This is a genomic window from Flavobacterium sp. xlx-214 (assembly GCF_013874595.1).
In the GTDB taxonomy this organism is placed as follows: domain Bacteria; phylum Bacteroidota; class Bacteroidia; order Flavobacteriales; family Flavobacteriaceae; genus Flavobacterium.
On record NZ_CP059431.1, the window covers coordinates 657,123 to 673,177 of the forward strand.

A 16,055-nucleotide genomic window follows, 5' to 3' on the forward strand; every position below is an offset into this window, starting at 1 on the left:
TTTTTTTTAACACTATTATATTTAACCATAACACTTATGAAACAAAAGTACCTAGCCTTACTTTCTTTAATATCATTACCTATTTTTGGACAAACGTATTCAGCTGACACTATCATCTCAGCAGGAATAGAACTACATCAAAAAGAATCATATGATAAAGCAATTGAAGAGTTTAAAAAAATAAACATCAGTGATTCTAAATACCTAATTGCACAATATGAAATATTAAACTCGTTACTAGCACAAAAAAAACACAGCGAAGCTTTAGCATTTTCATCAGAACTATACAAAACAAAGAAATACTTAGAGTTTCCTGATTTACTACCACTTCACGGAATTGTTTTAAGTGAAAATGATAAACTAGAGGAAGCTATAGAGGTTTTTAATATTGGTTTAGAAAAACAACCAGAATCAACTCATTTATTGTTTAACAAAGCCATTGTGTTGTATAAACAAAAAAAGAATCAGGAAGTATTGGATCTTTTCAAAAAAATCATATTAATTGATCCTTCTCACACTAGCGCTTTATACAATTTAGGAACACTTGCTTTAGAAGATGGAAAAATTGTTGAAGGCAGCTTGTCTTTAATGACATTTTTAATGCTAGAACCTCTTTCTGCAAATGCCCAAAATGCCCTGCTTGCATTAAATAAAAAATACCATCAAAATTATGCTACCAAACCTAAATTAAAATATTCTGAAAAAGGGGATGATTTTAAAGAACTTGAAGAACTTCTAAATGCTCAAGTTCAATATCATAAGGATTATGTTTTGAAAATTAGTATTGATGACATTGCAATAAGAAACATGCAAGCTATTATGGATTATTTTGAAAGTCATCCAATTAAAGATGGATATTTTGAAAATCAATTTGGAAAATACTTTAAAGAAATAGTAACCGCAGGACACACAAAAAATTATCTTTATTTATCATTAGCTTCCATCAGTTCAAAATTTGAAAAAGAGTTTAGTAAAAACGAAAAAGAATTAAAGAACTATGTAGACCATTTTTTACTTACAAAAATTACAGATCAATATTATGTAGGCTATAGAAACAACCAAAAATATAAGGTTTTTAGAGAAAATGGCGAAAAAGGATTTATTCCACTAAATCAAAAAAACGAGTTTGAAGGCATTGGTATTATAGAAAACTATTTTGGAACCAAAAAAGCAGATATTACCTATAAAAACAACATGCTTAATGGTATAAAAAATTATTATGAAACCAACGGAAATCTTACTCTTTCTGAAAATTATAAAGATGGTGAATTAACGGGTGTTGTAAAAAACTACGACGCCAACACAAAATTAACTATCGAAATTAATTCTAAAAATGGAAAAGCGGATGGAAAATACGCAACCTATTTTCCTACATCGGGTCTTAATTGTGAAGGCACGTATTTGGATGATGCTTACAATGGTTTATCACAATGTTTTTATCCAGATGGAACAACAAAAATTATTGCTAATTACAAAAACGGGCAATTTAACGGAGCCTATAAAAGATACAATGAAATTGGTAAATTAATTGTAGAGTCTAATTATGTTGATAATGAAATTGATGGTAGTTATCTTGAATATTATGACGATGGCAACATAAAAACAGAATCTAAATATGAAAAAGGAAAACCTTTAAGCTACATTACGTATCATCCTAATGGAAAAATTGAATCCCAAATTACATATAAAGACCATAAAATTATTTCCAACGAAAGTTTTTCGTTTAACGGAAAATTGTTAGAGAAAGAAAACTATGATTCTAAAGAGAATCTAACTTCATCTGAAAATTATGATGAAAGTGGTCATAAATACCAAACTCATTATTTCAAAAATGGTAAATATTCTCATTCAGAATTTCAACTTGTAAATGAGGCTGTTTTAAAAAACAAAGACAAATCTTTTTATCAGAATTTTAATGCCGTTGGAAATATCATTGCAGAAGGAAACTTTTCTAAAAGCAAACCTGTTGGTGAATGGAAATATTATGATGCTTTAGGGTATTTAAAAAGCAAAACAACTTTTGATAATGATGGAAATTATTTAAAGGTAGAAGCTTTTTTAAACAACGGTCATAAAGATTACAGCGTTTCATATAAAGACAATTCTTACAATGGTTTATTTCAAGATTTTTGGAACAATCAAGTAAAATACACGCAATATTATGATGCAAATGGTTTAAACGGACCAGAGATTTTGTATTATGATAATGGTAAAATTCAAACAAACTCGTTTTACATTAACAATAATCTAGAAAACGATAAGTATGTATACACTCAAAATGAAAAGTTGTATCGAAAAGATTTAATGAGCGAAAATTTAATAATCAGCTCTACCTATTATTTAGGAGAAAAGCCGTACACTTTTGAGTTTGCAGGAAAAAATGGAAATTTTACTTATAATGAAACACCTATAGTATTTAAAACAGCTACCTTAAAAAACGGACAATTACATGGTAGTTTGATTAAAAAAGCGGGCGATTTAGTTTTAATGAAAGAAAACTACACCAACAATGTATTGCACGGAAAACAAATTTACAATGCTCCTACTGGAAAAGTTATTTTTGAAGGCGAATTTGTTTCAGGCAAACAACATGGTTCTTCAAAATATTATGATGACTTAGGTAATTTAAAGCACAACTCTAATTACGTTTGGGGAAAAGAAAATGTAGTTAAAACATCTTATATCCCTGGAATCAATAAAAAACACCAAGAAATTCAACTTATTGCTGATGAACGCCATGGCAATACTACAATTTACGGAACAAATGGAGAAACGCTTGCCGTTTTTGAATATTACTTTGGCGCTCCGGTAAATTATCAAACAGTTGATAAAAATGGTACGTTATCAGAAAAATTACCCTTTACAAAACAAGTAACTAAGGTAGAATCGTATTATAAAAATGGTACAAAGGGTCTAGAAATAAACTTTAAAGATTTTTCTTACAACGGAGATTATGTTCTGAATTTTGAAGATGGAACCACAGCATTTCAAGCGCAATATACAACTGGGTGGATTCATGGTATTAATCGTATTAATTACGAAAATGGTAAAACGTACATGCAAGCTTCTTATAAAAATGGTAAAAGAGAAGGTACAACCACATATTACGAACAAAACGGCAATAAATTAATTGAATCTGAATTTTCAGAAGATGAAATCCACGGAACTTACAAAATATATGAAAACAATAAAATTAAAAACACATACACTTTTGACTCGGACATTCTTGTTTCAATGTAGTTTACTATGCTTTTTGTTTTTGATAAATACGCATACAAATGCACAAGATTTATCATCTTGGCAACAAAAATACCCAGGTGTATCAGAAATAACAACTGATTATTCAGAGCATTATCAAATTAGTATTAACAAAAATAATCAATTGGTAATTACACAAGATAATTACGAAGAATCAATGATTATTACAGATAAAGGAACCGGTTTTAGTGCTGTTGAAAGCATTGTATTTTCTGATTTGTTTCGAATAAAATCATACGAGGCTTATACTTTAAACAATGTAAACGGAAGGCAAAAAAAAACAGAAGTAGCACATATAGCTGATAAAAAGCTAGATCGTCAAAGTGTTTTTGATAGCGATGTAAAGTTAAAAACGTTTAATTTCGCAAATCTTACCACTGGCAGTAAAAAAGTATTAAAATATGAAATGGAGTTTATAGATCCGTTTCTACTTCATCGTTTTATGTTTGCCACTAGTGCTGTAAATGAAAAAAGAACTTTAAAAATTAGTTATCCAGAAACAGTTAAAATAGATTACAAACTTTTTAATATTGATAAAAACAATTTAGAAATACAAACAGAAACCAAAAAGGGCATTACTACAATTACTTTTCAAAAACAAAACCCTGTTGTAGTAAAACAAGATAGTGAAGCAGCAGGTATAATGTATGAAGCACCTCATCTTCATTTTTGGATTTCGGAGTATCAAACAAAAAATCAAACGCATCCTGTTTTAGGATCAATTGATAAATTGTACGCTTATTACCACACTTTTATTTCAAAAATCAATCAAACAGAAAACCAAGAACTTAAAAACTTTACACTTGATTTAATTAAAGATTGTAAAACCAACGAAGAAAAGGTAAAAACCATTTTTAAATGGGTTCAAAAAAACATTAAATACGTTGCTTTTGAAAGTGGTTATGAAGGTTTTATTCCTCGTGAAGCTGCTCTTGTTTATGAACGTAAGTTTGGCGACTGCAAGGATATGGCAAGTATTATTACAGAAATGGCAAAATACGCAAATGTTCCTAATGTAAACTTTACTTGGATTGGCACAAGAGAGTTGCCATACACTTACCAACAGCTTCCGGCACCAGCAATAGACAATCACATGATTGCTACCTATATAAACAACAATGAACTCATTTATTTAGATGCCACCAATGCTACAGTTCCTTTTGGTTTACCGTCAAGTTTTATTCAAGGAAAAGAAGCTTTAATTGCGCAAGGCAATTCTTATATTATTAGTTTGGTGCCTGAGGTAAAATCAAACCTCAATACAATTCATGATAAAATAGAACTCTCTTTAATTGATAAAAAAATTGTAGGAAAAGGGACTTTTGACGCCAATGGCTTAGCTGCTGCTCAATACAGAAGCATTATTGGAGATAATTTACTAAAAAGAAAAGATTTTGCTTTTGCCTTGCTAGAAAAAGGAAATAATAAATTTAAACTGATTGATTTTAAGGAAATTGATTTTGACAACAGCGAAAAACCATATTCAATTGACTATAATTTTGAACTAGACAACTATTTAGTTAATTCTGGAAACGAAACCTATTTGAATTTAACTTTAGATAAACCCTATCAAAATGATAGTTTTGAACCTACCCGTTCCCAAACTTTTGATCATGAATTTTTGCAAAAAAAATCATATCAAGTAGTATTAGAAATTCCTTCTGGGCATAGTGTTACCTATTTACCAGAAAGCACAACCTTTTCTAATGATTTACTAGCCTATCAATTTAGTTATTCTCAAGAAAATTCAAAAGTGTACCTCAATTATGATGTTGAAGTAAAGCAAACTTTAATTAAACCAAAACAATTTGCCCTTTGGAATGAATCTCTAAAAAAACTGAAAGAAAACTATTTAGAAACCATAATAATTAAACAACATGAAAAAAATTAAAATAGCCATTATCAGCCTTTTTCTATGTTTGAATGGGTGGAACATTGAAGCACAAAAAATAGAATTTAAAGACTATGAGTTTTCATCAAATGAATATAAAATTGATCCTAAATTTCAAAACGAAGAAGAAATTATATTGGAGCGCAATATAAAGTCTGAATTTATTTTTGAGAAAGAAGTAGCCACAGAATATTGGTTAATTCATGAAAAAAAACTAATCAACTCAGACAATGCAATTGAACGCAACAACAAAGTGTACATTCCGGTTGGTTTAGATGACAACTTAATTGCAAACAAACTTCGTGTTATATTAAAAAACGGAAAAACAATTGAGTTAAAATCATCTGACATTAAAGAAGAAATTGATGAGCAAAAAGGTACAAAATATAATTATTTTGCTGTAAAAGGACTTGAAAAAGGCGCAATTCTAGAAAAATTCTACATTATAAAAAGAGAACCAGAAGTATCAGGAAACTCTCTTAAACTGCAAGGAACTACACCTGTGCAAAAAACAACTATTGAATTAATTTATCCGCAACACTTATTGTTTGGATCAGCTTCATACAATGGTTTTCCAAAAGCAGAAAATCGTTCAAACAATCCAAATGGTAAAAATTCTCTTTACGTTGAAGCCTTTAACATTCCTGCCATTCCAAATAATGAACGCCAAAGTAATGTTGCAAAAAACATACAACGTTTTAGCTATAAGTTAGAAGAAAACCATTATACAAACACCAAAAACTTATACAATCATACAGATTACGGCAAAAACTTATACGAAGTATATAATAAGGAACTAACAAAAGCAGAAGAAAAAGCTTTAGATAATTTTGTAAAAAAAATCACAAAATCAAATGATGCATTAGAGCAAGTTCAGAATATTGAAAAGCAAATTAAAGAAAACGTACAGTTTAATCGCTATTTTTCTAAAAATCAAAACATTGCAGATATTATCACCAATAAACAGGGTAACCTATTTGATTTAATGAAATTGTATGTAAATACCTTTAAAAAGATGGGAACTCCTTACGAAATTGTATTTACAACAGAACGTTTTGAGAACATTTTTGATCCTAACTTTGAATCGTATCTAAACTTTAAAGAAGCGCTTTTTTACTTACCAAAAGCAAATGCTTATTTAGAGCCTGGTGCACCAGCGTACAGAGCTCCTATGTTTGATGATCAATTTGGGGGCAATTTTGGTTTGTTTGTTAAAACCAAATCATTTAATGGTATTGAAGTTCCAATTTCTGAAGTTAGAACCATTGAATTTCCAAAAAATCAAAGTTTATCTGTTATGGATATTGCTATTGATTTTTCTAAAAGCATAACAGACCCTATGTTGAATTCAAAAATAAAATTTAATGGTTTTGAGTCGCTAAATTTTCAACCTGCAAAAGATTTTTCTGATCCTGTTGAATATAAAGAAATGTTGAATTATTTGGCAAAAAACTACACTTTTGATTCTGAAATAGAATCTGTTGAACCAAAAAACGAAGGTTTAGAATTTGTGGGTAAAAAACATTTTGAACTAAATGTAAAAGCAAATGCTAAAGATTTAATTACCAAAGCAGGACCAAATTATATTTTTAAAGTAGGCGAAGTTATTGGTAAACAAATGGAAATGTACGAAGAAAAAGAGCGCGTTTTTCCGATTGAACTTGATAATCCGCATTCGTATGATCGTACAATTGTTTTAACACTTCCATCAGATTATAAAATTAAAAATCCTGAAGTTTTTAACATGAATCAAGTCTTAAAATACGAAGGAAAAGTAGTTGCTGATTTTATGTCAACTTATGAAATAAAAGGAAATCAACTAATTGTAAAAAACACCGAGTCTTATGATTTTGCTGAACTTCCGGCACACTTATATCCACAATATCAAAAGGTTATCAATGCAGCGGCAGATTTCAACAAACTTTCAGTTGTATTAGAAAAGAAATAAAAAGAAAAGGGATTGTTAGTAAACAATCCCTTTTCTTTTTATAAGTTCACAACTTTATTAAGCATATTGCTTATTCAAATTACGTCCTAAAGCAAAACAACTAATTATAAATGTTAATACAGCTGGCAATACCCATTCTAAATTAAAACGAGCCAAAGGCAACATATTTAAAACGTGCTGAAAAGACTCTTCGGTTGGAAACCACTGAATTAAAACTCTAATAAACGATATTAACATAGTTACAATTAAAGTTATAAAATAAGGCTTTTGATTTTTGATGATTTTACCAAACAACAATACAGAAAGTATTAAAACCAAAGTTACCGGGTAAATAAAATTTAGCAAACCAGCTGCATAACTAATAATACCATCAACACCTGTAATTGCAAGAATAATGGATACTAAAGTTACCGATATTACACCTTCTATATACCCTAATTTTCCGTTTGTTAATCGTTCAAAAAAATTAGCCGATCCTGCAGTTAAAGCAATTGCGGTAGTTAAACATGCTAAAATCATTAACACAGAAATAAGGTAAATTCCGTTAGAACCAAAATACTGTGTTGCTATGTGCACCATAAGAGCAGACCTGTTAGTATTAGCAGCATCAATAGTAGCATGAGCACCTAAGTAAAACAACCCTCCGTAAACCAATAACATACAAAAAGCAGCAAGTAAGGCAGCTTTTACAACTACTTCTATCCTATCACTTACATGTGTGTAACTTTTGCGCTTTGCCCCTGCAATTAATAGTACAGCAAAAATCAGTCCTGCTAATACATCCATTGTTTGATATCCTTCTTGGAAACCTACATAAAAACGATCTTCTATAATAGTAGGAGGCAAATTAGTTTCAGCCCCTAAAAACAACCCAGGAATAATCAAAACACCTAAAAAGAAAAGCAAAACAGGTGCAAATATTTTACCTAAAACTCCTGTTATTCTCTCTAAAGAAAAGGAAGCAAACATAACTGCTCCAAAAAAAAGCGCACAAACCCAAACAGGTTGGGCATTTGGAATGATAGGTTTAATGGCAACTTCATAAACCGATGCTCCTGATCTTGGCAACGCAATAAGGGGACCAATACACAAAACATTAATTAATGATAAGGCATAAGCTAATTTTGCGTTAGCACGCGCGCCTAAATCGGTAAAATAATTACCTGAAACCGCCACAGCAAAAATAGCCAAAACAGGTGCCAATATAGCTGTTAAAGAAAAACCTGTAAAGGTAGAAGCCCAATCGGTTCTTGTTTGTAATCCGAGAAAAGCAGGCAATAAAAGATTTCCCGCTCCAAAAAACATGGCAAAAAGTGCCATTCCTAAAAAAAGAATGGTGCTGCGCTTTCTTGTATCCATTAAAATTACTGATTCTGGTTAGTATCCAAACATAAACATTTTTTTAACAAAAACCTATTGTTTTTTTACCTAAAAGTGCAATATTCAAACAATTACTTACTATTTTTTAAAAATTATTCTTTTTCTTTTACCAAATTTCCATCGCCATCGTATATTGTTTTATCGTCAATATTGTAAAAATAGCTATCTGTTCTATCATCATACCCCATGTAATAAGGCCAGCCAATAAACTCTTTGTGTGGTTTACCATTTTCATCAATTAAACCAACCCAAACTTTGTCTTCTGTTTCTTTACGCTTTACAATTGCGTACTTACCTCTAAACTCATCTGCTTCTATTAAATCAAACGGAATAATTGTTTTTCCTTTTTCATTTATAAAACCATAATAACCATCAATTTCTTTTAACAAGGCTCTACCATTTCTAAAACGTTCTGCTTTTTCATATTTATTAGGATCAACAGTAATGACTACATCGCCATTTGCGTTTAAGTAAAAATAATTGCGTTCGTATTCGCCTTTTCCTTTTTTGTAAACCAAAACCATGTTACTTCCTGCTTCATATCCTCCATCAGAAAGATAGTTTTCAGAAATATTTTTCCCTTTGTAATTGTAAACTTGATAGCCGCTAAAATTATTGGCATTGGGTGGCAATACATAAATAAAAGGCGCATCTATGCGGATGCTTTTGTAGTTGCCTGCCAAGATGGTTTTGGTGTTTTCATCTAAAATTATCGTTTCATCTTTATGATCAACTACAAACAAATTATGATCTACATAAATATTATCATTAACCGTAGGAATTACCATTTGACCTGTTTTAATATTGAAGATACCTTTTGGACCATTAGTACCTTTTTCAACAACAACAAAATCTCCGTAAACAGTTTGTCTGTAAGGTTCTATATTGCCAATATTTTCCCATTTTTTTCCATCATCACTTAACCAATAATAAGCACCTTCATCATTTTCATTTTTTCTTGCGGTAAAAAAATAATCATTTTGATTGTAAATATTATAATATTCTGGTTTTACCAACCACTCTCCTTGTAAATTTACAATTCCTTTTTTCTGTGTTTTAAAATCGGTAGCTACTGATCTTTTATCAATATTAGCATAACCCGAAAAACGATTGTTTTTGATTAATTCATTGCTTTTAAAAGATGTTTCTTTAGCAAAATACATTCTAATTTCGCTTGGCGGACCAGAAAAATAATAGTTCTTTAAAACATTGTTAGGTGATATGGTATCCATTTTCGGATGATTCTTTAGGATGTAATCATCTAATTCTTTTACAGTTTTAAAATTATTTTTTTGAGCCGATTTTATCGTTTCGGCATAAAACTTACTTAATTCTTGAAATTGTTTGCGTTTAGATAAAGGCGGCAACGAAGAAGAATTAGAACCTTTTTCATTTAAAAACTTTCCGTTTTTATACACAGCATCCATACCTAACAGTTGGTTTAAATTATCTTCGGTAAAAAGAAACCCCACTTCTTTACCAGACCAACTTTTTAATGAAACATTTTGGTTGTTAACTACATAATCTGTTTTTTGGGGAGTAAAAATCACACTTTCATGCTGAGTAACTTCCATAACCAAATAATATTCGATAGAAGCTACCCTTTTTGTAGATTTTATTAAAAAATAGGTATCATTAAAACTACTATTATCATCTTTCAGTAATTCAGCTGCATTCGCAACCAAGAGTTCATCAGCTTTTTTAGAAGTACCATCTTCAAAATAAACTTTTGATAAAGTTAAAACGGGTTTATAACGAGGATGTTCATCAAAGAAAAAATTATCAACACCTAACATGGCTACCCAATCAAACTTATCCGTATCCTTAATTTGTAAAAGTGAATACGGAGGCATAATTTCTTGCCCAAACGTTTTAGAACTAAGCACCTTTGCAACCTCAGCATATTCTTTAGGTTTTACACTTTTGGTAAATGCAAAATCATCGTTTTCATCAAATGCAGTATCGCCTGGTTTAATGATCAATTGTATATCGTACATTTTATCAATCTGTGCAATTCCGTCAATTGATTCTTGTAAATCTTCAATACGCTCTTTTACTTCTTTATTTTGCCCAAAACCTGTAAAAAAACAAACCATTAATAACAGCGCCATTTTAATTTTCATATCTTCTTTTTCTTCAATTTAATCATTAAAAATACACTTTTTTAGTTAGTTGTATAAAAAAAGCAACAAAAATAGTACCTTTGTGTAAACTATTTTTTTAGAAAAATGTATAGAAGTCATAATTGCGGCGAATTACGTGTAGCCGATGTAAATAAAGAAGTTACTCTTGCGGGATGGGTACAAAAATCGCGCGATAAAGGATTTATGATTTGGGTTGATTTACGCGACCGTTACGGAATTACGCAGTTGATTTTTGATGAATCGCGTACAGAAGCTTCGGTAATGGAAATGGCAAAATCATTAGGTCGTGAATTTGTTGTTCAAGTAAAAGGAACTGTGATTGAACGTGAAGCTAAAAACGATAAATTGCCAACAGGTGCTATTGAGGTTTTAGTAAAAGAATTAACTATTTTAAACGAATCACAATTACCTCCGTTTACGATTGAAGATGAAACTGATGGTGGTGAGGATATTCGTATGAAATACCGTTACTTAGACATTCGTCGTAACCCAGTTAAAAACAGTTTATTGTTTCGCCATAAAGTAACGCAAGAAGTTCGTAACTACTTATCAAACTTAGACTTCTGTGAGGTTGAGACACCTTATTTAATCAAATCTACACCAGAAGGAGCGCGCGATTTTGTGGTGCCTTCTCGTATGAATCCAGGACAGTTTTATGCATTGCCTCAATCGCCTCAAACCTTCAAACAATTATTGATGGTAGGTGGTATGGATAAATATTTTCAAATTGTAAAATGTTTCCGCGATGAGGATTTACGTGCTGACCGTCAACCTGAATTTACACAAATCGACTGTGAGATGTCGTTCATCGAACAAGAAGATATTTTAAATGTATTTGAAGGATTGACACGTCATTTATTAAAAAACATCCACAACATCGAAATTGAGAAATTTCCTCGTATGACCTTCGATGAAGCAATGCGTACGTACGGAAACGACAAACCAGACATTCGTTTTGGGATGAAATTCGGTGAATTAAACGCAGTAGCGCAACATAAAGAATTTTCAGTTTTCAATTCGGCTGAGTTAGTTGTTGGTATCGCAGTTCCGGGTGCTGCTACCTATACACGTAAAGAAATCGACGCTTTAATTGATTGGGTAAAACGCCCACAAGTAGGTGCATCTGGAATGGTTTATGTAAAATGCGAAGCAAACGGACAATACAAATCATCGGTAGATAAATTCTACGATCAAGAAGATTTAGCAAAATGGGCAGAAGTTACAGGTGCTAAAGAAGGTGATTTAATCTTAGTATTATCGGGTCCTGCTAACAAAACACGCGCCCAACTATCAGCATTACGTATGGAATTAGGCAACCGTATGGGATTACGTAAACCAGATGAGTTTGCGCCTTTATGGGTGGTTGATTTTCCATTGTTAGAATGGGACGAAGATTCGGAACGTTTCCACGCGATGCACCATCCATTTACATCACCAAAACCAGAAGACATGCACTTGTTGGATACTGATCCAGGTAAAGTACGTGCTAATGCTTATGATTTGGTATTGAATGGTAACGAAATTGGTGGCGGATCAATCCGTATTCACGATAAAGAAATGCAAGCCTTAATGTTTAAACATTTAGGATTTACACCAGAGCAAGCGCAAGAACAGTTTGGCTTCTTAATGAATGCTTTTCAATATGGCGCACCACCACACGGAGGCTTAGCTTTTGGTTTAGACCGTTTAACAGCTATTTTAGGCGGACAAGAAACCATTCGTGATTTCATTGCTTTCCCTAAAAACAATTCGGGTAGAGATGTGATGATTGATGCACCTGCAACAATCGACAATGCTCAATTAGATGAATTATCAATTATGCTGAATGTAAAAGCATAGTTTAAAATACCAAACAATCCTAATCAGTTGATTGGGATTGTTTTTTTCTTCTTTCAATATCCAAAACAAGTAAAATGCAATCTAAATCCTGCTTTGCAACGTGCCGAGAATGTGGCGGAATGGGTAAAAAAAAGCGTCGCATAAAAAAAAATGTACAAAATAGCCATTCTACCAATGTAAAAAAAGATAGTACAACATCTTTATACACTTGTAAAAAATGTTTAGGTTCCGGATTACAATCTTCTGACTCTTTTCCAACTTCCGATACAGAAAATCTACCACATATTTCCATTATTGGCGCAGGCATTGGCGGTGTTGCATTAGCGGTTGCTTGCTTACATCGTGGCATTCCGTTTACCATTTACGAACGTGATAATAGTTTTAATGAGCGCTCACAAGGTTACGGACTTACCTTACAACAAGCTAGTAAAGCAATGCATGGTTTTGGTATTTCGTATTTAAAAAAAGGGGTAGTTTCTACAAAACACGTGGTTCATAACACCAACGGAGATGTAATTGCCGAATGGGGAATGAGAAAATGGGTTGATGACCATACGAAAACATCTTCCAAAAAAACCAACATTCACATAGCACGTCAATCGTTACGAGAGGCGTTGATTGAGCAATTAGGCGGAAACGAAATGATAAAATGGGGACACCAACTTATAGATTTCGATCAAAATAAAGATGGAAAAACAAATTTGCATTTTCAAATAAATGGTAAAATCAAAACCACACAAACCGATCTTATAGTGGGAGCTGATGGCATTCGAAGTATAGTTAGAAATATATTAATTAACGAAGACAAATCTCCCTTACGTTACCTTGATTGTATGGTTATTTTAGGTATTTGTTCGTTAAAATCACTTAAAAACACTAATAGTTCCTTGTTAGATTTGGCAACGGTTTTTCAAACAGCAAATGGTAATGAACGTATCTATATGATGCCTTTTGATGCCGATTCTGTGATGTGGCAATTGAGCTTTCCTATCAATGAAGAGGATGCAAAATATTTAAACGCAAAAGGTTCGGAAGCCTTAAAGGAAGAAGCTATTAAACGTACGAAATGGCACACACCTGTACCTGAAATTGTGGCAAATACTTTAGAAAGTCAAATATCGGGTTACCCAGTTTACGACAGACAATCATTAAACCAAGATTTACTAAAAAACTTTGGAAACGTAACCCTAATAGGCGATGCCGCACATCCTATGAGTCCGTTTAAAGGGCAAGGAGCCAATCAAGCCTTATTAGATGCTTTATCATTAGCTCGTGAAATTTCTAAAAAGTGTAACTCGTTTTCTCATTGGAAAGAAAAAGGAATTAGAGAAAGTGTTTTGATAGATTTTGAAGCAGAAATGATTGCAAGAAGTTCAGTAAAAGTAAAAGATTCTGCTGATGCTGCCGATTTTTTACACTCAAAAATGGCTCTTTACGAAGCGAATGAACCTAGAAGGAATGTTTTGAAAAGGAATGATACTTAAAGTTGTTCGTATAAATATCTAATCAATTAATAAAAAGTGCTACATTATTTTAAAATGTCTAAACATATGAAATCCACCTAATCCTATAGAAACGTAAGGATAACCTTTGTTTATTTGTGTACCATAATCGTATCCTACTTTTACATTTAAGAAACTAAAATATTCCGCATATACAAAAGGACTTACTCTAATTTGACTTTTAAAAGCCGAATTTAAATTTACAGTGTAACCAGTACTTACACCAGCCATAACCATAAAGTCTTTATAAGCACTATCTACTACATAATAGCCATATGTAATTTGAGGTGTTAAACCCGAAGGTGCTTGATTGTTTTTAGAAGTATAATCTAAACCAAGCATAACTTCGTGCCGCGAGTCTTCATCAAAAACAAAAGGATAATTTATGGTTGTTTGAAACATCCAATCTTTCTGAAACTTCCCTCCTACACTAACAATTTGGGCTGTTAACGAACTACTAAACAGCAAAGCAATTATTGTAACTATATAATAAAACATCTTCATAAACTACCTGTTAAATCATTTTTTGCTATTCTTTTAAAATCAATCTTTAAGTTTATTGTAAATCAAACATTTATTCAGGTTTGGGAAGCTCAGCTTTGCTCATAATTCCTCCCAAAAGGGCTTTTGAATACATTTCATCGAATTCTTTCTCTCCGTATAACTCTCGATAATAATCTTCTATCTTTTCAATACGGATTATTTGTTCTTTAATTAGCTTATAACTTGAAACAAAATCACCATGCAATGCAACCGCCTCTTCTTTAGAAGAAAACAAAGTATATTGTACGTTTTTATCAATCCATTTAGCAAAAGGCTCGTGCGTTTTATCATTGTATGTTACTTTCAGCTTATCAAAAAATAACTTACGTGCTTTAATGTGCGCAACATAATCTTTTGAAGTATAAAAATCAACCGCGTTTTGCTCAAACTCTTCATAGGCAGGAATCTTATTTGCTTTTTCTAACTCTTGAACTCTATCCATTTTTATCTTTTCGTTAGAAAAATCAAAAGGTAACATATCGGCTGTTTTTAAATCGCCAAAAAAGCCACCAAAAAGCACATCATTTGGTTTTAATAATTGTCCGTTAGCACTAATTTGCGTACAATTTTGCTGAAAATAAAAGATAGACTGCTCTTGCGTTTTCATATTTAAAATAGTAAAAGGCACTTCGACTTCTTTATATTCTGTAGCCAAATTAGGATTGAAAGAACCATTAGAAAACGATTTTTTACTTACAACAGGCGTTTTACGTGTTGGTTTTTGCTTTAAACAAATTGTTGCAACTGTAGTTTCCTTATTAATAGTAAAGTAGTCTTGCGGATTTACCTTTAAACCATTAACCGCTAAAATATAATCGCTTTGATCTAAGTTTGAATCTACTAAATCTGCAAAAAAGGCAGGAGTTGATCTTTTAAATGTCGATTCTCTTTTAGCCATTGTTCTAGATGTTGGTTTTCCTATTTCATTAAACAAAGAATAACCAAAATAGTTACTGCTAACATAGTTTCCTGGGTTCAAGGTTTTGTAATTAAACTGTACCTCAAACAACTGCATATGAAATTTAATACGGTATCCCAAACTTTTATTATCTATTTCGATAGGTTTTTCGGAATACGCCGTAAAAAGATTGCTTTTTGTATCGTAATGAAAAACTAAATCATTTTCGTTTACAATCTTGGATTTTTTGGCATTATCTGTAGTTCCTATAAAAAAATGATAAAAGGCTTTTACATATTCTTTGCGTGAGAAAACATTCTTATCAATTACCAACTCTTCCATAAAATGCTCCTCTTTCTTCAATTGAATTTTAAGACTAGTTTCAACAGGATTGGCTACTAGAAAATAATCATAACCTTCCGCAACAACAATTAATTGATTTTTATTGTTAAACGGAATATTAATAGTAAAAACACCATTATCATCAGTCTCTGTAGCAACAGTTGTATTGTCAAAAAAAACCGAAACTCCTTTTATTGGTTTACCTGTATCTTGAGCAACTACAGTACCTGTAATTTTTTGTGCCGATGTTTTAACAAATATTAAAACGAAAAGTATTGTAATAAAAAACCGCATAATAAAAAAAAACTAT

At 31.6% G+C, this 16,055-nt stretch carries 9 protein-coding genes; 5 read left to right on the forward strand and 4 right to left on the reverse strand.

Going from position 1 to position 16,055, the window contains the following annotated elements:
* The first annotated feature begins 36 nt into the window (after nt 1-36).
* The 3 genes from H1R17_RS03070 to H1R17_RS03080 are packed head-to-tail and all read left to right on the forward strand — an operon-like array spanning nt 37 to nt 7,097.
* Nucleotides 37-3,240, forward strand: coding sequence for a toxin-antitoxin system YwqK family antitoxin (locus H1R17_RS03070; protein ID WP_163432458.1), 3,204 nt, complete (start codon nt 37-39; stop codon nt 3,238-3,240).
* A gap of 19 nt (nt 3,241-3,259) precedes the next feature.
* Nucleotides 3,260-5,149 carry a transglutaminase family protein gene (locus H1R17_RS03075; RefSeq protein ID WP_181729247.1) on the forward strand — a complete coding sequence of 630 codons (1,890 nt, stop codon included), beginning with the start codon at nt 3,260-3,262 and terminating at the stop codon, nt 5,147-5,149.
* A complete protein-coding gene (locus H1R17_RS03080; protein ID WP_163432456.1) occupies nt 5,136-7,097 on the forward strand; it encodes a DUF3857 domain-containing protein in 1,962 nt (653 codons plus the stop codon). The genes H1R17_RS03075 and H1R17_RS03080 overlap by 14 nt, the downstream gene beginning before the upstream one ends.
* A gap of 57 nt (nt 7,098-7,154) precedes the next feature.
* Here the strand turns inward: H1R17_RS03080 and brnQ are convergent, their stop codons facing one another.
* Both brnQ and H1R17_RS03090 read right to left on the reverse strand, forming a co-directional pair.
* Nucleotides 7,155-8,456, reverse strand: coding sequence for a branched-chain amino acid transport system II carrier protein (gene brnQ / locus H1R17_RS03085; RefSeq protein WP_163432455.1), 1,302 nt, complete (start codon nt 8,454-8,456; stop codon nt 7,155-7,157).
* Between the two features lie 113 nt (nt 8,457-8,569).
* Nucleotides 8,570-10,600 (reverse strand): WG repeat-containing protein, encoded by a 2,031-nt coding sequence (locus H1R17_RS03090; protein WP_163432454.1) that lies wholly within the window; start codon nt 10,598-10,600, stop codon nt 8,570-8,572.
* Nucleotides 10,601-10,705: 105 nt separating this feature from the next.
* On the opposite strand from H1R17_RS03090, the gene aspS reads away from it, so the two are divergent.
* Together aspS and H1R17_RS03100 are read left to right on the forward strand one after the other, a co-directional pair.
* Nucleotides 10,706-12,460, forward strand: coding sequence for an aspartate--tRNA ligase (gene aspS, locus H1R17_RS03095; RefSeq protein ID WP_163432453.1), 1,755 nt, complete (start codon nt 10,706-10,708; stop codon nt 12,458-12,460).
* Between the two features lie 74 nt (nt 12,461-12,534).
* Nucleotides 12,535-13,944: an FAD-dependent monooxygenase gene (locus H1R17_RS03100; protein WP_163432452.1), complete on the forward strand. Its 1,410-nt coding sequence runs from the start codon at nt 12,535-12,537 to the stop codon at nt 13,942-13,944.
* A 39-nt stretch (nt 13,945-13,983) separates the two neighbouring features.
* Here the strand turns inward: H1R17_RS03100 and H1R17_RS03105 are convergent, their stop codons facing one another.
* Nucleotides 13,984-14,466 (reverse strand): hypothetical protein, encoded by a 483-nt coding sequence (locus H1R17_RS03105; RefSeq protein WP_163432451.1) that lies wholly within the window; start codon nt 14,464-14,466, stop codon nt 13,984-13,986.
* Between the two features lie 70 nt (nt 14,467-14,536).
* Nucleotides 14,537-16,039: a carboxypeptidase-like regulatory domain-containing protein gene (locus H1R17_RS03110; protein WP_163432450.1), complete on the reverse strand. Its 1,503-nt coding sequence runs from the start codon at nt 16,037-16,039 to the stop codon at nt 14,537-14,539.
* Nucleotides 16,040-16,055 lie beyond the last annotated feature (16 nt).